Here is a 19,164-nt window from a genome sequence, read left to right as displayed (position 1 = left end):
TGATCAAGGAGTGAGCAAGTGACTGACATGCATATTGACCACAAGGTCCTCAGTGACCTGCGTGAAGTCATGGAAGATGGCTTCCTGCAGTTGGTGAAGACCTTTCTCGACGATTCCGAGCGGCGCTTGAGCCAGTTGCACGCGGCCAAAAGCGCCGAAGAGCTCGGTGCTGCCGCCCACAGTTTCAAGGGCAGCAGCAGCAACATGGGCGCAGTGGCCCTGGCTCGCTTGTGTCAGCAACTGGAAGACCGCGCCCGGCAGCGTCCACTGTATGGTATCGAAGACCTGATCAACCGTATCGATCTGGAATATGGCGTGGTGCAGCGCTTTTACCGTGATGAGCAGCAGCGTATTTCTGCAGGCTGATGCGTGAGTTGGCGCGAGTCTTGCTTTTCTCTGGCTGGATGATTTTACTGTTCCTGGCGCGGAGACCGCTCAATGCCTGTCGCACCCAACCCTTTGTTGCAAGCCAACGCCATTAAAAGCACCTCGCGTTCGGCCACCGCGCAGGCGGATAAACCGCTGCAGGCGTTGGGTGACAAGGGTGACGGCTTTGGCCAGGTGATGGCCAGGCAGGGGCGTGACAAGGCCGCTGGGCAAAATGACAAGGTCGCCCCGGCCCAGCTCAAGGACAAACCTGAGGCGGCAGCGGGGGGCAAGAAAGAGCCCGCCGAGAAAACTGCGGTTGCCGATGACGGCAACAAGTTGCCAGCTGATGACGCTGCCCAGGCCGATACCGCGCTGCGTGATGCCAGCCTGGTGGCCGGCCAGGTCACCGACGCCCAGCCTGGCGCCCAGCTGATCCAGGCGCAGGCCGAGGCTGTCGCGCCGGTGCTGCAGGCGGCCACGGCGCAGGCTGCGGCACTGCCCGAAGCGCCATCTGCCGAAGAAGCCTTCGACCCCGATGCCGACCCGTTGGCCAACCTGCCAACCTTGCGCCTGGCGCTGGAGCACAGCGCCCATGCCAAAGGCGCTACCTCGGCGCATGCCCTGGACCCGTCCCGCGCCCAGGGCGAAGATGGGCAGGCAACCGTCAATACCTTGGCGAACCTGGTGGAGCATGCCGAGGGTGAAGCGGGTGAGTCGGGTGACAAGGCTTTTGGTGCCCTGCTTGAAGATGGCCTGAAGGACACCAAGAGCGCCGATAGCGACACCCGCATCGATGATTTTGCCAACCGCCTGGCCAGCCTGACCCAGGCTGCCACGGCCAAGACCGCCAACGCCGTACCGGCCAATGCCGGCCCGCTGCACCAGCCATTGCCGATGAACCAGGGCGCCTGGGCCGAGGGCTTGGTCAACCGGGTCATGTACTTGTCCAGCCAGAACCTCAAGTCGGCGGATATCCAGCTGGAGCCGGCCGAGCTGGGCCGTTTGGATATTCGCGTCAATGTTGCGACGGACCAATCGACCCAAGTCACCTTCATCAGCGGCCACGCCGGTGTGCGTGATGCACTCGACAGCCAGGTGCACCGCTTGCGCGAACTGTTCGCCCAGCATGGGCTGGCGCAGCCAGATGTCAACGTGGCCGACCAGTCGCGTGGGCAGCAACAGCAGGGGCAGGCGCAGGGCAGCAACCTGTCCGGGGTGGCGGCGCGGCAGGCGGAGCAGGGTGGGGCCGAGCCAGTCGAAAGCGCCCGACCTGTGGAACAGCAAGTGGTTATCGGCGACAGTGCGGTTGATTACTACGCGTGATGCATGGCTGGGGGGTTTTGGCGCCTACTTAGATCGAGCGCCGCCCGCGCGGCGCATCGCGAGCTGCGCTCGCTCCTACGTTTGTTTCGGGCCAGTATTGCCTGGGCCGGGCGCGCGCGACCGCTTGGTTTTCAGGACGTGATAACGTGCCATGCGCCCAAGCGTACGCGCGCAAATGCCACAGGATTAATTGGCCCGCAACAAACGTAGGAGCGAGCGCAGCTCGCGATGCGCCGCGCGGGCGGCGCTCGATCTCACCGCCGTAAAATCCCTGAAGCCGAATTCTGGCATAACACTTGCTCAAGCCAAGCCATCCACCTTTGAACCCCCGATGGACGACGGATTATTGGCATGGCGAAGAGCGAAGCAGTCAAAGACCCCGCCACTAAAGGCAAACTCAAGCTGATCCTGCTGGCGGTCGTAGGCCTGTTGCTGGCAATCGGCCTTTCGGTGGGCGCTACCTGGTTCATCATGCACAAGAGCGAGTCGGCCCCGGCCGCCGAGCCTGCCGCCGGCAACGTCAAGCCTGCGGCGATCTACGAGGCGCTGACCCCGGCATTCGTGGTGAATTTCAACCAGAACGGCCGCCAGCGCTACATGCAACTGAGCATCACGATGCAGGCGCGTAACCAGGCTGACCTGGATGCCCTGAAGGTGCACATGCCGGTGATCCGCAACAACCTGGTGATGATGTTCTCCGGGCAGGGTTTCGACACCCTGGCCAGCAGCCCGGTCGGGCAGGAGATGTTGCGCCAGAAGGCTACCGCAGTGGTCCAGGAAGTGGCGCAGAAGGAAGTCGGCAAGCCGGTCATCGACCAGTTGCTGTTCACCAATTTCGTATTGCAGTAGGAGTCCGCAATGGCCGTACAGGACCTGCTGTCCCAGGATGAAATCGATGCCCTGTTGCACGGCGTCGACGACGGGCTGGTGCAGACCGAAAGCGCATCCGAGCCTGGCAGTATCAAAAGCTACGACCTGACCAGCCAGGACCGTATCGTACGGGGTCGCATGCCGACCCTTGAAATGATCAACGAGCGCTTCGCCCGTTACACCCGTATCAGCATGTTCAACCTGCTGCGCCGTTCTGCCGACGTGGCCGTGGGCGGCGTGCAGGTGATGAAGTTCGGCGAATACGTGCACTCGCTGTACGTGCCCACCAGCCTTAACCTGGTGAAGATCAAGCCGCTGCGCGGCACCTCGCTGTTCATCCTCGATGCCAAGCTGGTGTTCAAGCTGGTAGACAACTTCTTCGGTGGCGATGGCCGCCACGCCAAGATCGAAGGCCGCGAATTCACCCCTACCGAACTGCGCGTGGTGCGCATGGTGCTGGACCAGTGCTTCGTCGACCTCAAGGAAGCCTGGCAGGCGATCATGCCGGTCACCTTCGAGTACATGAACTCCGAAGTCAACCCGGCCATGGCCAACATTGTCGGGCCCAGCGAGGCAGTGGTGGTGTCCACCTTCCACATCGAACTGGACGGCGGTGGCGGCGACCTGCACGTGACCATGCCGTACTCGATGATCGAGCCGGTGCGGGAAATGCTCGATGCCGGTTTCCAGTCCGACCTGGACGACCAGGACGAGCGCTGGGTCAAGGCCCTGCGCGAGGACGTGCTGGATGTGGCCGTGCCCCTGACCGCCACGGTCGCCCGCCGCCAGCTGAAGCTGCGCGACATTCTGCACATGCAGCCTGGCGACGTGATCCCGGTGGAGCTGCCCGAGCACCTGGTGCTGCGTGCCAACGGCGTGCCGTCGTTCAAGGCGCGCCTGGGTTCGCACAAGGGCAACCTGGCCCTGCAGATCATCGACCCGATCGAACGCCGCTGACGGCGTACCGGTCGCTCATAACGAATTGAATGCCTGTAGAGGAAACCATGGCTAACGAAAACGAGATCACCTCCGCAGAGGACCAGGCGCTGGCCGATGAGTGGGCTGCGGCCCTTGAAGAGACCGGCTCGGCGGGGCAGGCCGACATCGATGCGCTGCTGGGCGGTGACACCGGCAGCAGCGGCGGCCCCGGCCGCATGCCGATGGAAGAGTTCGCCAGCTCGCCGAAGCCGAACGAAAACGTCAGCCTCGAAGGCCCGAACCTGGATGTGATCCTGGACATTCCGGTGAACATTTCCATGGAAGTGGGCAGCACCGAGATCAACATCCGCAACCTGCTGCAGCTCAACCAGGGCTCGGTGATCGAGCTTGACCGCCTGGCCGGCGAGCCGCTGGACGTGCTGGTCAACGGCACACTGATTGCCCATGGCGAAGTGGTGGTGGTCAACGAGAAGTTCGGCATTCGCCTGACCGACGTGATCAGCCCCAGCGAACGTATCAAGAAGCTGCGCTGAGTGAAGGGCACGATGCGCGCCTTTGCGGCGTTCGCTGCGCTGCTGGCCAGCCAGGCCTGTCTGGCTGCAGCCACGCCGGCGGCAACCCCGGCGACGGCGCCTGGCAGCCTTGGCGGTCAGTTGGCGCAGATGGTCTTCGGTCTGCTGCTGGTGGTGGGCCTGATCTTCTTTCTGGCCTGGGTGCTGCGGCGCATGCAGAGCACGGCGGTGAAGGGCGGGCAGGTGATCGAGATCGTCGGCAGCCGGGCCATCGGCCCGCGTGACCGCCTGCTGCTGGTGCAGGTGGGCAAGGAGCAGATCCTGATTGGCCACACCCCCGGTAGCATCGAGGCGCTGCATGTGCTGGCCGAACCCGTGGAAGTGCCGGCTGGCGCACGTCAGGCAACGCCGGAATTTGCCCAGCGGTTGATGGAGCTGATGGGCAAGGACCCTAAGGACAAGAAGTGATGAGCGGCCCGCTGCGTATGTTGTTGACTTTGGCGCTGCTGCTGGCTGCGCCGCTGGCCCTGGCCGCCGACCCGTTGTCGATCCCGGCCATTACCCTGTCCAACGGGGCGGACGGGCAGCAGGAGTATTCGGTCAGCCTGCAGATTCTGCTGATCATGACGGCGCTCAGCTTCATCCCGGCGTTCGTCATCCTGATGACCAGTTTTACCCGCATCATCATCGTGTTCTCGATCCTGCGTCAGGCCCTGGGCCTGCAGCAGACGCCGTCCAACCAGATCCTGACCGGCATGGCGCTGTTTCTGACCATGTTCATCATGGCGCCGGTGTTCGACCGGGTGAACCAGGACGCCCTGCAGCCGTACCTCAAGGAGCAGATGACTGCCCAGCAGGCCATCGACAAGGCCCAGGTGCCGCTCAAGGACTTCATGCTGGCGCAAACCCGGCAAAGCGACCTGGACTTGTTCATGCGCCTGTCCAAGCGCACCGACATCGCCGGCCCCGATCAGGTCCCGCTGACGATTTTGGTGCCGGCATTCGTTACCTCCGAGCTGAAAACCGCGTTTCAGATCGGCTTCATGATCTTCATCCCGTTCCTGATCATCGACATGGTCGTGGCCAGTGTGCTGATGGCCATGGGTATGATGATGTTGTCGCCGCTGATCATCTCGCTGCCGTTCAAGATCATGTTGTTCGTGCTGGTGGATGGCTGGGCGCTGATCATGGGCACCCTGGCCAGCAGTTTCGGCGGCGTCTGACGCCGTCAAGGAGAGCCGCCGATGACACCCGAAGTAGCCGTCGACCTGTTCCGTGACGCCCTGTGGCTGACCACCCTGATGGTCGCTGTGCTGGTGGTGCCGAGCCTGCTGGTGGGCCTGGTGGTGGCGATGTTCCAGGCCGCCACGCAGATCAACGAACAGACCCTGAGCTTTTTGCCGCGCCTGCTGGTAATGCTGGTTACGCTGATCGTTGCCGGGCCATGGCTGGTACAGAAGTTCATGGAGTACATCACCACCCTCTACACCAACATCCCGCAGCTCATCGGTTGACGCTGACATGCTGGAGCTGACCGACGCGCAGATCGGCACCTGGGTCGCCACCTTCATCCTGCCGTTGTTCAGGGTGACTGCGGTGCTGATGACCATGCCGATCTTTGGCACTCGCATGCTGCCGGCGCGGGTGCGCCTGTACGTGGCGGTGGCCATTACCGTGGTGATCGTGCCGGCGCTGCCGCCGCTGCCCGAATTCGACCCGCTGAGCCTGCGAGGCCTGTTGCTGTGTGGCGAACAGATCATCGTCGGCACGCTGTTCGGCCTGGCCCTGCAGTTGCTGTTCCAGGCTTTCGTGATTGCCGGGCAGATCGTCGCGGTGCAGATGGGTATGGCCTTCGCCTCGATGGTCGACCCCGCCAACGGCGTGAACGTCACGGTGATCAGCCAGTTCATGACCATGCTGGTAAGCGTGCTGTTCCTGTTGATGAACGGCCACCTGGTGGTGTTCGAAGTACTGACCGAAAGCTTTACCACCTTGCCGGTGGGCAATGCGCTGGTGGTCAACCAGTTCTGGGAACTGGTCGGGCGAGTGGGTTGGATGTTTGCGGCCGGCCTGCTGCTGATCCTGCCGGTCGTCGCCGCCTTGCTGGTGGTGAACATCGCCTTTGGCGTGATGACCCGAGCCGCGCCACAGTTGAACATCTTCTCCATTGGCCTCCCGTTGACCCTGGTCCTGGGCATGCTCATTTTCTGGGTGGGTCTGGCCGATGTGCTGTCCCACTATCAGGCATTGGCCAGCGAAGCGCTGCAATGGCTGCGTGAACTGGCGAGGGCGCGCTGAGCATGGCAGAAAGCGAGAGCGGTCAGGACAAGACAGAAGACCCCACCGAGAAACGCAAGCGCGATGCCCGCGAGAAAGGCGAGATCGCGCGCTCCAAGGAGCTGAACACGGTGGCGGTGACCTTGGCTGGCGCTGGAGGCCTGCTGGCGTTCGGCGGTCACATGGCCGAGACGTTGCTGAGCATCATGCGCATGAACTTCAGCCTCACGCGCGACATCATTGTCGACGAGCGGGCAATGGGCGCCTTCCTGCTGGCCTCGGGCAAGATGGCGATATGGGCTGTGCAGCCGGTGCTTATCCTGCTGTTCGTGATTTCCTTCGTTGCGCCCATTGCCCTTAGCGGTTTCCTGTTCTCGGGCAGCTTGCTGCAGCCAAAATTCAGCCGCATGAACCCTCTGTCGGGGATCAAGCGGATGTTCTCGGTGAACGGCTTGACCGAGCTGCTCAAGGCGCTGGCCAAATTCTTCGTGATTCTGGCGGTGGCGGTGGTGGTGTTGGTCAGCGACCGCCAGGCATTGTTGTCGATCGCCAACGAACCGCTTGAGCAGGCGATCATTCACAGCCTGCAGGTGGTGGGCTGGAGTGCGTTGTGGATGTCGGCCGGGCTGCTGCTGATTGCGGCGGCGGACGTGCCCATCCAGCTGTACCAGACGCACAAGAAAATGAAGATGACCAAGCAGGAAGTGCGCGACGAGTACAAGGACAGCGAGGGCAAGCCCGAGGTCAAGCAACGTATTCGCCAACTGCAGCGCGAGATGTCGCAGCGGCGCATGATGGCGGCGGTGCCGCAGGCCGATGTGATCATCACCAACCCGACGCACTATGCGGTGGCCCTGCAGTACGACCCGGAGAAGGGCGGGGCAGCACCCTTGCTGCTGGCCAAGGGCACCGACTTCATGGCCCTGAAGATTCGTGAGATTGGTGTGGAGCACAAGATCCAGATCCTCGAATCGCCGGCGCTGGCGCGGGCGATCTACTACTCCACCGAGCCTGAGCAGGAAATCCCTGCCGGCTTGTACCTGGCCGTGGCGCAGGTACTGGCCTATGTGTTCCAGATCCGCCAGTACCGCGCTGGCAGGGGCAAGCGGCCAGAGCCGTTGAAAGAAGACCTGCCGATCCCGCCGGACCTGCGCCGCGACAGTTGACCTTGTGTCAGGGCTTCTGGCCCTTTCGCGGGCACAGGAAACATAAATCTCCCACCGAGCAAAGTTGGAAGGCTTCTTGCAAAGCCACGCCCAGGCGCCCCCTGGGCGTCAAAGTTTTGCATCAAGAGGACTCGCGGTGGATCGCACTCAGTTAATCAGCAACGCCCGCAACAACCTGGCCGGCCTCGGCCGGGGCAATCTGGGTGTGCCGTTGCTGCTGCTGGTGATGTTGGCAATGATGATGTTGCCGATACCGCCGTTCCTGCTCGACGTGTTCTTCACCTTCAACATCGCCCTGTCGATCGTGGTGCTGCTGGTCTGCGTGTACGCCCTGCGCCCACTGGACTTTGCCGCCTTCCCCACCATCCTGCTGGTGGCCACGCTGTTGCGCCTGGCCCTGAACGTGGCGTCCACCCGTGTGGTCATGCTGCACGGCCAGGAGGGCCATGGTGCTGCCGGTAAGGTAATCCAGGCCTTCGGTGAGGTGGTGATCGGCGGCAACTACGTGGTCGGTGCCGTGGTGTTTGCCATCCTCATGATCATCAACTTCGTGGTGGTGACCAAGGGTGCCGGGCGTATTTCGGAGGTGAGCGCGCGTTTCACCCTCGACGCCATGCCCGGCAAGCAGATGGCCATCGACGCCGACCTCAACGCCGGCCTGATCGACCAGGCCCAGGCCAAGCACCGCCGTGCCGAGGTGGCGCAGGAGGCGGAGTTCTACGGCTCGATGGACGGTGCCAGCAAGTTCGTGCGCGGTGACGCCATTGCCGGCCTGCTTATCCTGTTCATCAACCTGATTGGCGGCATGCTGATCGGCATGCTGCAGCACGGCATGAGTTTCGGTGATGCCGGCAAGGTGTACGCCTTGCTGACCATCGGTGACGGTTTGGTGGCGCAATTGCCATCCCTGCTGCTGTCCACTGCCGCCGCAATCATGGTTACCCGTGCCTCGGGCTCCGAGGACATGGGCAAGCTGATCAACCGGCAGATGTTCGATTCGCCCAAGGCGCTGGCGGTGTCCGGCGCGCTGATGATCGTCATGGGGCTGGTGCCTGGCATGCCCCACGTGGCCTTCCTCGGCCTTGGCCTGCTGGCCTGTGGCGGTGCCTACCTGGTGTGGAAGAAGCAGCACAAGGCCAAGCTGGACGCGCAGCAGGAGGCGCAGCGGCAGCAAGACCTGCTGCCCTCGCCGCAGCGCGCGCTTGATACCAAGGAACTGGGCTGGGACGACGTGACGCCCATCGACATGATCGGCCTGGAAGTCGGCTACCGGCTGATCCCGCTGGTCGACCGCAACCAGGGCGGCCAGTTGCTGGCGCGGATCAAGGGTGTGCGCAAGAAGCTGTCCCAGGACCTGGGTTTCCTCATGCCCACCGTGCATATTCGCGACAACCTCGACCTGCAGCCCAGCGCCTATCGCCTGACCCTGATGGGGGTAATCCTGGCCGAAGCGGAGATTTACCCGGACCGGGAGCTGGCGATCAACCCTGGGCAAGTGTTCGGCACCCTCAACGGCATTGCCGCACGCGACCCGGCGTTTGGCCTGGAGGCGGTGTGGATCGATGTCGGCCAGCGTTCACAGGCGCAGTCGCTGGGCTACACCGTGGTCGACGCAAGCACCGTGGTGGCCACCCACCTCAACCAGATCTTGCAGAAGCACTGTCACGAGCTGATCGGCCACGAAGAGGTTCAGCAACTGCTGCAGGTACTGTCCAAGGCATCGCCTAAACTTGCAGAAGAGCTGGTGCCCGGTGTCATTTCCTTGTCGGGCCTGCTCAAGGTGCTGCAAGCGCTGTTGTCGGAACAGGTGCCGGTGCGCGATATTCGCAGTATTGCCGAAGCCATCGCGAACAACGCCGGCAAGAGTCAAGATACCGCCGCGCTGGTGGCGGTGGTGCGCGTCGGATTGTGTCGCGCCATCGTGCAAAGCATTGTCGGCGTTGAGTCGGAGCTGCCAGTGATTACCCTGGAGCCAAGGTTGGAACAGATTTTGCTCAATAGTCTGCAAAGGGCCGGGCAGGGTCAGGAAGATGGTGTTCTTCTGGAGCCGAGCATGGCCGAGAAGCTGCAACGTTCGCTGATCGAAGCGGCCCAGCGTCAGGAGATGCAGGGCCAGCCGGCCATCCTGCTGGTCGCCGGCCCGATCCGCGCCATGCTGTCGCGTTTCGGTCGCCTGGCTGTACCGAATTTGCATGTGCTGGCGTATCAGGAAATACCGGACAACAAGCAAGTCACCATCGTTGCCACCGTGGGCCCTAACGGCTGAGGTAGTGGATAATGCAAGTTAAGCGATTTTTCGCCGCCGATATGCGTCAGGCCATGAAACTGGTCCGTGACGAGCTGGGCGCCGATGCCGCGATCATTGGCAATCGCCGCATTGCCGGTGGTGTCGAACTGACGGCCGCGCTGGACTACAAGCTGTCCGCCCTGGCCCCGCGCGTGCCTAACGCCGAGCTGGAACAAGAGCTGCGCAAGACCCACACGCGCATCGCTACCGCCCAGGCCGAGCTGGACCACCGCCAGGACAGCAGCGACAACAACCGCCAATTGTTTGCCGGGCAGTCGCTGACGGCCGCCGAGCCGTTGATCGAGCCGCACGTCGATGCCCCTGAGCCCGCCGCTGCCCCGGCTGCCGCGCCGGTCGACCCGCGCCTGTTCGATGCGATGCGCTCCGAGCTGTCGGGCCTGCGCGAGTTGCTGGAAGTGCAGCTCGGTTCGCTGGCCTGGAACCAGCTGCAAGGCAGCAAGCCACAGCAGGCCAATCTCTGGCGCCGTCTGCAGCGTATCGGCCTGTCCGGGCCGATCGCCCGTGAGCTGCTGGACCTCACCACCGAGATCGAAGAGCCTCGCCAGGCTTGGCGCATGCTGCTGGCGCACCTGGCGCGGATGATCGAAATGCCGGAAATCGAGCCGATCGAAGAGGGCGGGGTGATTGCCATGGTCGGCCCTGCCGGCATGGGCAAGACCACTACCCTGGCCAAGCTGGCTGCCCGCTACGTGCTCAAGTACGGCGCGCAGAACCTGGCGCTGGTGAGCATGGACAGCTTTCGTATCGGCGCGCAGGAGCAGCTCAAGACCCTGGGCCGCATCCTCAACGTGCCAGTGACCTACGTCGACCCGGGCCAGTCCCTGGCCGCGGCGCTGGAACCGCTGTTGCGCAAGCGCGTTGTGCTGATTGATACCGCCGGCCTGCAGGCCAGCGACCCGGCACTGCGCATGCAGCTGGAAACCTTGGCCGGGCGTGGCATTGCCGCGAAGAATTACCTGGTGCTGGCCACCACCAGCCAGAAACAGGTGCTGACCGCCGCCTACCACAGCTACAAACGTTGTGGTCTGGCCGGTTGCATCCTGACCAAGCTGGATGAAACGGCAAGCCTTGGCGATGTGCTGAGCCTTGCCATCAGTCATGAACTGCCCGTGGCCTACCTGACCGATGGCCCGCGCATTCCTGACGACCTGCACCTGCCGCGCGGCCACCAGCTGGTCTCCCGTGCGGTCAATGTGCAGCAGCAGGACGAGCCCAGCGAAGAGGCCATGGCCGACATGTTCGCTGATCTCTATCACAACCCCCGGCGAGCGGGTTGACCATGAAGCGTGTGCAAAGTAGCTATGCCAAGGGGTACGCAGAATTGCCCCACGTGTGGCCTGAGTCCCAGCGAGACAAGGTAAAGAACAGACATGGGTAGCATGCATCCCGTACAGGTGATCGCCGTGACCGGTGGCAAAGGTGGCGTCGGCAAGACTAACGTTTCAGTGAACTTGTCCCTGGCGCTGGCCGAGCTTGGCCGCAGGGTCATGCTGCTGGACGCCGACCTGGGCCTGGCCAACGTCGACGTGTTGCTGGGCCTTACCCCCAAACGTACCCTGGCCGATGTCATCGAAGGGCGCTGTGAGCTGCGTGACGTGATGTTGCAGGGCCCTGGCGGCGTGCGCATCGTCCCCGCAGCCTCGGGCACCCAGAGCATGGTGCACCTGGCCCCGGCCCAGCATGCCGGTCTTATCCAGGCGTTCAGTGAAGTCGGCGACAACCTCGACGTGCTGGTGATCGACACTGCAGCGGGGATTGGTGAGTCGGTGGTCAGCTTCGTTCGCGCCGCCCAGGAAGTGCTGCTGGTAGTGTGTGACGAGCCCACCTCGATCACCGATGCCTACGCCCTGATCAAACTGCTCAACCGCGACTACGGGATGAATCGTTTCCGTGTGCTGGCCAACATGGCGCAGAGCCCGCAGGAAGGGCGCAACCTGTTCGCCAAGCTGACCAAGGTCACCGACCGCTTCCTCGATGTGGCCCTGCAGTACGTGGGTGCCGTGCCGTACGACGAGTGCGTGCGCAAGGCGGTGCAGAAGCAGCGCGCCGTCTACGAAGCGTTCCCACGCTCCAAGTGCGCGCTGGCCTTCAAGGCGATTGCCCAGAAGGTTGACAGTTGGCCGCTGCCGGCCAATCCGCGCGGTCACCTGGAGTTCTTTGTCGAGCGTCTGGTGCAGCCCACCAGCGCGGGACCCGTGCTATGAATGCCAGCGGCTTCAAGATGTACAGCCGGGCAGCGAAAGACGGCCAGTACGAGCTGATCGAACGCTACGCCCCGCTGGTGAAGCGCATTGCCTACCACCTGTTGGCGCGGTTGCCGGCCAACGTGCAGGTCGAGGACCTGATCCAGGCCGGCATGATCGGCCTGCTTGAAGTGGCCAACAAGTATGACGCCAGCAAAGGCGCCAGCTTTGAAACCTATGCCGGCATCCGCATCCGCGGGGCCATGCTGGACGAGGTGCGCAAGGGCGACTGGGCACCGCGTTCGGTGCACCGCAACACCCGCATGGTCAGTGACGCGATGCGTGCCGTTGAAGCCAGAACCGGTCGAGACGCTAAAGATCATGAAGTTGCTGCCGAACTCCAGTTGAGTCTCGATGATTACTACGGGATCTTGAACGATACCTTGGGCAGCCGCCTGTTCAGCTTTGACGACCTGTTGCAGGACGGCGAACACGAAGGGCTGCATGAGGATGGCGCCAGTGGCCACGTCGAACCTGCACGTGGCCTTGAGGACGAACGCTTCCAGGCTGCCCTGACCGAGGCCATTGCCAACCTGCCGGAGCGTGAGCGCCTGGTATTGGCGCTGTACTACGACGAAGAGCTGAACCTCAAGGAAATCGGCGAGGTGCTTGGGGTCAGCGAATCACGGGTCAGCCAGTTGCACAGCCAATGTGCCGCGCGCCTGCGTAGCCGCCTGGGGGAATGGCGGGCACGTTGAGCCCGGGGTCGTTGCAGTCGTTTTCCACGTGCGTTTTCCACGTTGTACCGAATTGAATGAGTGCGTGCCCGGTCGGCCGGGCGCGTTTGAGACTGCTTGGAGGTCTAATTGGACAAGAACATGAAAATCCTCATCGTTGACGACTTTTCGACGATGCGGCGGATCATCAAGAACCTGTTGCGTGACTTGGGCTTCACCAACACCGAAGAAGCCGACGATGGCACCACGGCGCTGCCGATGCTGGAAAACGGCCACTACGACTTCCTGGTGACCGACTGGAACATGCCCGGCATGTCCGGTATCGACCTGCTGCGTAAAGTGCGTGCCAGTGAAAAGCTGAAAACCATGCCGGTACTGATGGTGACTGCCGAGGCCAAGCGCGACCAGATCATCGAAGCGGCCCAGGCCGGCGTCAATGGCTATGTGGTCAAGCCGTTCACCGCCCAGGTGCTCAAAGAAAAGATCGAGAAGATCTTCGAACGCGTCAACGGCTGAGTCACGTCAGGGGGCGCGCCATGGATTCATCACAAACGTCTTTGGGGGAGTTCGAATCGACCCTGAAGAAACATGCCCAGGAGTTGGTCGAAAGCCTGGAGCGGGGCCGTTTCGGCGAGGCGGTACAGCTGATTCATGAGCTGAACCAGACTCGCGACCGTGGCCTGTACCAGGAGGTCGGCAAGCTGACCCGCGAGTTGCACAGCGCTATCGTCAGCTTCCAGATCGACCCGACCATGCCACAGGCCGAGGAGGTGTCGCAGATAACCGACGCTACCGAGCGCCTGTCGTACGTGGTCAAGCTGACCGAGGGTGCGGCCAACCGCACCATGGACCTGGTCGAGGAAAGCACCCCGGTGCTCAACGACCTGGCCAGCGAAGCGAAGGCCCTGAGTACCGACTGGCAGCGCTTCATGCGCCGCGAAGTGGCAGCGCCGGAGTTCCGTGACCTGGTCAAACGCGTCGACAGTTTCCTCACGCACAGCGCTGAAGGTAACCGCAAGGTTGCCGGCCACCTCAACGACATTCTGCTGGCTCAGGACTATCAGGACCTGACCGGGCAGGTGATCAAACGCGTCACCACGCTGGTGACCGAGGTGGAAAGCAACCTGCTCAAACTGGTGCTGATGGCCAGCCAGGTCGACCGCTTTGCCGGTATCCAGCATGACCACGATCAACTGCGCGCAGAAAAAGATCTAGAAAAACATCCGACTCGGGGTGAAGGTCCGCAGATTCATGCCGATAAGCGTGAAGACGTTGTGTCCGGTCAGGACGATGTCGATGATTTGCTGTCCAGCCTGGGTTTTTAAGGAGCACGTTTGATGAGCTTCGGCGCCGATGAAGAAATCCTCCAGGATTTCCTGGTAGAAGCCGGCGAAATTCTTGAGCAACTGTCCGAGCAACTGGTCGAGCTGGAAAGCCGACCCGACGATGCCGACTTGCTCAATGCGATCTTTCGCGGTTTCCACACTGTAAAAGGGGGCGCCGGCTTCCTTCAGCTGAACGAGCTGGTGGAGTGCTGCCATATCGCCGAGAACGTGTTCGACATCCTGCGCAAAGGTGAGCGCCGGGTCGATGCGGAACTGATGGATGTGGTGCTTGAGGCACTCGACACGGTCAACAGCATGTTCGGGCAGGTGCGCGAGCGTGCCGAGGTTACCCCGGCCACGCCCGAGCTGCTGGCGGCCCTGTCGCGGCTGGCCGAACCCGGTGGCGCCGAGGTTGCCCAAGCGCCTGTTGCAGCGGCACCGTCAGCCGAGGCGCCGGTTGCGGCCACGGCCCCTGCCGATGAACAGGACATCACCGACAGCGAGTTTGAGCAGTTGCTCGACTCGCTCGATGCGGTCAAGGCGCAAGCCGCGGTCGACGAGCAGATGCAGGGCGAGGCTGGCAGTGGCGAAGGTGACGAAATCACTGACGCCGAATTCGAGTCGCTGCTCGACCAGTTGCACGGCAAAGGCCAGTTCAGTGTCGAAGTCGCGGTACAGCCGGTCGCCGTGCCTGCAGACGCGGCAAGCGACGAAATTACCGACGAAGAATTCGAATCGTTACTCGACCAGTTGCATGGCAAGGGCACATTCCAGGCCGATGCCTTGCCTGCCGCCAGCGCGCCGGCGCCGGTCGCGGTTGACAACAGCGCCGCCGGCGACGAAATCAGCGAGCACGAGTTCGAGGCCCTGCTGGACCAGTTGCACGGTAAGGGCAAGTTTGGTGGTGACGTTGCTGCGGTCGAGGCCCCGGCTGTTGCCAAGGTGCAAGCGCCTGCTCAAGCCAAGGCCGACAGCCAGCCGGTCGCCAAGCCAGCCCCTGCTGCCCCCGCACCCGCGGCCACCAGCAAGCCTGCGCCGGCCCCTCGTGCACCGGCGCCGGCAGCAGAGAAGCATGCCGTCAGCGAAGCGGAAACCACGGTCCGCGTTGACACCGCGCGCCTGGACGAAATCATGAACATGGTCGGCGAACTGGTGCTGGTGCGTAACCGCCTGGTACGCCTGGGCCTGAACAGCGGCGACGAGGCCATGTCCAAGGCCGTGTCCAACCTCGACGTGGTCACTGCCGACCTGCAGACGGCGGTGATGAAAACCCGCATGCAGCCGATCAAGAAAGTGTTCGGCCGCTTCCCGCGCCTGGTGCGCGACCTTGCCCGCCAGTTGAAGAAAGAGATCAACCTGGAGCTGGTCGGCGAAGAGACTGACCTGGACAAGAACCTGGTCGAGGCCCTGGCCGACCCGTTGGTGCACCTGGTGCGTAACGCCGTCGACCATGGTGTCGAGATGCCCGATGAGCGTGAAGCCTCTGGCAAGGCCCGCACCGGCCGTGTGGTGCTGTCGGCCGAACAGGAAGGTGATCACATCCTGCTGTCGATCTCTGACGACGGCAAGGGCATGGACCCGAACATCCTGCGTGCCAAGGCCGTGGAAAAAGGCCTGATGGACAAGGATGCCGCTGAGCGCCTGAGTGAATCGGACTGCTACAACCTGATCTTCGCCCCGGGCTTCTCGACCAAGACCGAGATTTCCGACGTGTCTGGCCGTGGCGTGGGCATGGACGTGGTGAAAACCAAGATTTCCCAGCTCAACGGATCGATCAATATCTACTCGGCCAAGGGCCAGGGCTCGAAGATCGTCATCAAGGTGCCGCTGACCTTGGCGATCATGCCCACCCTGATGGTGATGCTGGGCAACCAGGCGTTTGCCTTCCCGCTGGTCAACGTCAACGAAATCTTCCACCTCGACCTGTCGCGCACCAACGTGGTCGACGGCCAGGAAGTGGTGATCGTGCGCGACAAGGCGCTGCCGCTGTTCTACCTCAAGCGCTGGCTGGTACAGGGCCAGGTGCACGAAGAGCAGCACGAGGGCCACGTAGTGATCCTGTCGGTTGGCACGCAGCGCATCGGCTTTGTCGTCGATCAACTGGTGGGCCAGGAAGAAGTGGTAATCAAGCCGCTGGGCAAGATGTTGCAGGGCACCCCGGGCATGTCCGGGGCCACCATCACCGGTGACGGTCGTATCGCGTTGATTCTCGATGTCCCGAGCATGCTCAAGCGTTACGCCGCACGGCGTATTTGATTTCGGTGGCGCACCCTGGCGGGTTGCGCCGCCTAATGGAGTGTTTATGGCAGTCAAGGTCCTGGTGGTGGATGATTCCGGTTTCTTCCGCCGCCGCGTCTCGGAAATCCTCTCGGCGGATCCGACGATCCAGGTAGTGGGTACCGCGACCAATGGCAAGGAAGCAATCGACCAGGCGCTGGCGCTCAAGCCCGATGTCATCACCATGGACTACGAGATGCCCATGATGGACGGCATCACCGCGGTGCGGCATATCATGCAGCGCTGCCCGACGCCGGTGTTGATGTTTTCCTCGCTGACCCACGAAGGCGCTCGCGTCACCCTCGACGCGCTGGATGCTGGCGCGGTGGATTACCTGCCGAAAAACTTCGAGGACATTTCGCGCAACCCCGACAAGGTCAGGCAAATGCTGTGCGAGAAGGTGCATACCCTTTCGCGCAGCAACCGCCGCCTGGGCAGCTATGCCAGGCCGGCACCGGCCGCCGCGCCGGTGCCGGCCAGCAGCCCTGCGCCCGCCAGCAGTTTCGCCAACCCCGCGCCAGCCCGTCCTGCGGCGCCGGCCCGTGCAGCTGCCCCGGCGGCGTCGCACTCGCCAGCCCCCAAGCGCAAACCCTACAAGCTGGTGGCCATTGGCACCTCCACGGGCGGCCCCGTGGCCCTGCAGCGGGTATTGACCCAGCTGCCTGCCAACTTCCCGGCGCCGATCGTGTTGATCCAGCACATGCCGGCGGCGTTCACCAAGGCCTTTGCCGAACGCCTGGACAAGCTGTGTCGCATCAACGTGAAGGAAGCCGAGGACGGCGACGTGCTGCGCCCAGGCCTGGCCCTGCTGGCCCCCGGCGGCAAGCAGATGATGATCGACGGCCGTGGCACCGTGAAGATCCTGCCCGGTGACGAGCGCCTGAACTACAAGCCGTGCGTGGACATCACCTTTGGTTCGGCAGCAAAGTCTTACGGCGACAAGGTGCTGTCGGTGGTGCTCACCGGCATGGGCGCCGATGGCCGTGAAGGTGCACGCCTGCTCAAGCAGGGCGGCAGTACCGTGTGGGCCCAGGATGAAGCCAGCTGCGTGATCTATGGCATGCCCATGGCCATCGTCAAGGCCAACCTGGCCGATGCGGTCTACAGCCTGGACGAAATCGGCAAGCACTTGGTGGAGGCCTGCGTCTGATGGACGTCCTCAGCCTGATCGGCCTGATTCTCGCCTTTGTCGCCATCGTCGGTGGCAACTTTCTGGAAGGTGGCCATGCCGGCGCGCTGGTCAATGGCCCGGCGGCGCTGATCGTGCTGGGTGGCACCCTGGCGGCAGCCTTGTTGCAGTCGCCGCTGTCTTCCTTCAAGCGCGCCTTGCAGATCTTGCGCTGGATACTGTTTCCGCCGCGGGTAGACCTGGCGGGTGGTATCGACCGTGTGGTGAACTGGAGCCTGACCGCGCGCAAGGAAGGCCTGCTGGGCCTTGAGGGCGTGGCCGATGCAGAGCCCGACCCGTATGCGCGCAAAGGCCTGCAATTGCTGGTGGACGGCGCTGAGCCAGAAGCCATCCGCAGCATCCTTGAAGTCGACTTTCTGACCCAGGAGAGCCGTGACATCCAGGCTGCCAAGGTATTCGAGAGCATGGGCGGCTACGCGCCGACCATCGGCATCATCGGTGCGGTGATGGGCCTGATCCACGTGATGGGCAACCTCGCTGACCCTTCGCAGCTGGGCAACGGCATTGCCGTGGCCTTTGTCGCCACCATCTACGGCGTGGCCAGCGCCAACCTGATCCTGCTGCCGATCGCCAACAAGCTCAAGGCCAACGTCATGCGCCAGTCGCGCTACCGCGAGATGCTGCTCGAAGGCCTGTTGTCGATTGCCGAGGGTGAAAACCCGCGCTCGATCGAGTTGAAGCTGCAAGGCTTCATGGAGTAACCCATGCGTCGCCGTCGTCATACCGAGGAACACGAAAACCACGAACGCTGGCTGGTGTCGTACGCTGACTTCATCACCTTGCTGTTCGCCTTTTTCGTGGTGATGTACTCGATTTCCTCGATCAACGAGGGCAAGTACAAGGTCATTTCCCAGGCCTTGCTCGGGGTGTTCAACGACCCTGAGCGCAGCATGAAACCGATCCCTATTGGCGATGAGCAGCCGTTGAGCGTGCGCCCGGCAGAGCCGCTGGTCAAAGACAGCGAGCAGACCGAAGCGGGCTTGGCGGCGACCCAGGTCGACCCGTTGAAAACCATCAGCGATGACGTGCGCGATGCCTTTGGCGACCTGATCAACAGCAACCAGATGACCGTGCGCGGCAACGAGCTGTGGATCGAGATCGAGCTGAATTCATCGCTGTTGTTCGGCAGTGGCGATGCCATGCCCAGCGACAAGGCGTTTGCCATCATCGAGAAGGTGGCAAACATCCTCAAGCCATTCGCCAACCCGGTGCATGTCGAAGGCTTCACCGACAACCTGCCGATCCGCACGGCACAGTACCCGACCAACTGGGAGCTGTCGTCGGCACGGGCGGCGAGCATCGTGCGCCTGCTGGCCATGGAAGGGGTCAACCCGGCACGCATGGCATCGGTGGGTTATGGCGAGTACCAGCCGGTGGCGGGCAATGACACCGCCGACGGTCGCGCGCGTAATCGCCGGGTGGTGCTGGTGATTTCCCGTAACCTCGAAGTGCGCCGCAGCCTGACGGGCTCGGGCAGTGCCAATGCAACGCCGGATGCCGCATTGCGCCGGGCTGGCACACAAAGTGCACCGGCAACGACAGCAACGGTGGCGGGGCAGTGATCCGTCAATTCCCCGTCGCGCCATTGTATTGAAAGTGACTCCGTCCCCTGTGGGAGCGGGCATGCCCGCGAAGCAGGCGACGCGGTGAGTGGCACCGGCTGCGCCGGTGTTCGCAGGCTCGCCCGCT

General features: G+C 62.9%; 20 protein-coding genes. All 20 read left to right on the top strand.

Features of this window, described 5'->3' with window-relative positions:
• Positions 1-18 precede the first annotated feature (18 nt).
• The 20 genes from OZ911_RS20780 to motD all read left to right on the top strand — a co-directional run bounded on the left by OZ911_RS20780 (position 19) and on the right by motD (position 19,037).
• Positions 19-366: an Hpt domain-containing protein gene (locus OZ911_RS20780; RefSeq protein ID WP_016488426.1), complete on the top strand. Its 348-nt coding sequence runs from the start codon at positions 19-21 to the stop codon at positions 364-366.
• A gap of 72 nt (positions 367-438) precedes the next feature.
• A complete protein-coding gene (locus OZ911_RS20775; RefSeq protein WP_268968466.1) occupies positions 439-1,692 on the top strand; it encodes a flagellar hook-length control protein FliK in 1,254 nt (417 codons plus the stop codon).
• A gap of 351 nt (positions 1,693-2,043) precedes the next feature.
• Complete coding sequence (fliL, locus tag OZ911_RS20770) at positions 2,044-2,541, top strand: flagellar basal body-associated protein FliL (RefSeq protein ID WP_016488424.1); 498 nt, start codon at positions 2,044-2,046, stop codon at positions 2,539-2,541.
• A 9-nt stretch (positions 2,542-2,550) separates the two neighbouring features.
• Positions 2,551-3,519 carry a flagellar motor switch protein FliM gene (gene fliM, locus OZ911_RS20765; protein WP_013973595.1) on the top strand — a complete coding sequence of 323 codons (969 nt, stop codon included), beginning with the start codon at positions 2,551-2,553 and terminating at the stop codon, positions 3,517-3,519.
• A 47-nt stretch (positions 3,520-3,566) separates the two neighbouring features.
• Positions 3,567-4,034 carry a flagellar motor switch protein FliN gene (fliN, locus tag OZ911_RS20760; RefSeq protein WP_023048288.1) on the top strand — a complete coding sequence of 156 codons (468 nt, stop codon included), beginning with the start codon at positions 3,567-3,569 and terminating at the stop codon, positions 4,032-4,034.
• A gap of 12 nt (positions 4,035-4,046) precedes the next feature.
• A complete protein-coding gene (fliO, locus tag OZ911_RS20755) occupies positions 4,047-4,481 on the top strand; it encodes a flagellar biosynthetic protein FliO (RefSeq protein ID WP_033734953.1) in 435 nt (144 codons plus the stop codon).
• On the top strand, positions 4,481-5,236 hold the full coding sequence (gene fliP, locus OZ911_RS20750) for a flagellar type III secretion system pore protein FliP (protein WP_016488421.1): 756 nt from the start codon (positions 4,481-4,483) through the stop codon (positions 5,234-5,236). Before fliO ends, fliP begins: the two co-directional genes overlap by 1 nt.
• A gap of 21 nt (positions 5,237-5,257) precedes the next feature.
• Entirely contained in the window at positions 5,258-5,527 is a 270-nt protein-coding gene (gene fliQ, locus OZ911_RS20745; RefSeq protein WP_016488420.1) for a flagellar biosynthesis protein FliQ, read from the top strand.
• Between the two features lie 7 nt (positions 5,528-5,534).
• Positions 5,535-6,311 (top strand): flagellar biosynthetic protein FliR, encoded by a 777-nt coding sequence (gene fliR, locus OZ911_RS20740; protein ID WP_016488419.1) that lies wholly within the window; start codon positions 5,535-5,537, stop codon positions 6,309-6,311.
• A 2-nt stretch (positions 6,312-6,313) separates the two neighbouring features.
• Positions 6,314-7,456 (top strand): flagellar biosynthesis protein FlhB, encoded by a 1,143-nt coding sequence (gene flhB / locus OZ911_RS20735; RefSeq protein WP_016488418.1) that lies wholly within the window; start codon positions 6,314-6,316, stop codon positions 7,454-7,456.
• A 136-nt stretch (positions 7,457-7,592) separates the two neighbouring features.
• Positions 7,593-9,722, top strand: coding sequence for a flagellar biosynthesis protein FlhA (gene flhA / locus OZ911_RS20730; protein ID WP_016488417.1), 2,130 nt, complete (start codon positions 7,593-7,595; stop codon positions 9,720-9,722).
• 11 nt (positions 9,723-9,733) lie between these two features.
• A complete protein-coding gene (gene flhF, locus OZ911_RS20725) occupies positions 9,734-11,041 on the top strand; it encodes a flagellar biosynthesis GTPase FlhF (protein WP_016488416.1) in 1,308 nt (435 codons plus the stop codon).
• 93 nt (positions 11,042-11,134) lie between these two features.
• Positions 11,135-11,968: a flagellar synthesis regulator FleN gene (fleN, locus tag OZ911_RS20720; protein ID WP_016488415.1), complete on the top strand. Its 834-nt coding sequence runs from the start codon at positions 11,135-11,137 to the stop codon at positions 11,966-11,968.
• A complete protein-coding gene (gene fliA, locus OZ911_RS20715; RefSeq protein ID WP_016488414.1) occupies positions 11,965-12,705 on the top strand; it encodes an RNA polymerase sigma factor FliA in 741 nt (246 codons plus the stop codon). Before fleN ends, fliA begins: the two co-directional genes overlap by 4 nt.
• Positions 12,706-12,825: 120 nt before the next feature.
• The gene (locus OZ911_RS20710; RefSeq protein WP_161775562.1) at positions 12,826-13,200 is read left to right on the top strand and encodes a chemotaxis response regulator CheY; all 375 of its coding nucleotides are present in this window, start codon (positions 12,826-12,828) and stop codon (positions 13,198-13,200) included.
• Between the two features lie 20 nt (positions 13,201-13,220).
• Positions 13,221-14,009: a protein phosphatase CheZ gene (locus OZ911_RS20705; RefSeq protein WP_016488412.1), complete on the top strand. Its 789-nt coding sequence runs from the start codon at positions 13,221-13,223 to the stop codon at positions 14,007-14,009.
• A gap of 12 nt (positions 14,010-14,021) precedes the next feature.
• Positions 14,022-16,265, top strand: a complete 2,244-nt coding sequence (locus tag OZ911_RS20700) for a chemotaxis protein CheA (RefSeq protein WP_070086890.1) — start codon at positions 14,022-14,024, stop codon at positions 16,263-16,265.
• 46 nt (positions 16,266-16,311) lie between these two features.
• The gene (locus tag OZ911_RS20695; RefSeq protein ID WP_016488410.1) at positions 16,312-17,436 is read left to right on the top strand and encodes a protein-glutamate methylesterase/protein-glutamine glutaminase; all 1,125 of its coding nucleotides are present in this window, start codon (positions 16,312-16,314) and stop codon (positions 17,434-17,436) included.
• Positions 17,436-18,176, top strand: coding sequence for a flagellar motor protein (locus OZ911_RS20690; protein WP_016488409.1), 741 nt, complete (start codon positions 17,436-17,438; stop codon positions 18,174-18,176). The genes OZ911_RS20695 and OZ911_RS20690 overlap by 1 nt, the downstream gene beginning before the upstream one ends.
• A 3-nt stretch (positions 18,177-18,179) precedes the next feature.
• On the top strand, positions 18,180-19,037 hold the full coding sequence (motD, locus tag OZ911_RS20685) for a flagellar motor protein MotD (protein ID WP_023049039.1): 858 nt from the start codon (positions 18,180-18,182) through the stop codon (positions 19,035-19,037).
• Positions 19,038-19,164 lie beyond the last annotated feature (127 nt).

Source organism: Pseudomonas fortuita (assembly GCF_026898135.2).
Taxonomy (GTDB): Bacteria; Pseudomonadota; Gammaproteobacteria; order Pseudomonadales; family Pseudomonadaceae; genus Aquipseudomonas; species Aquipseudomonas fortuita.
Note: the sequence above shows the minus strand (reverse complement) of the source record. Positions and strands in the feature narration are given on the sequence as shown.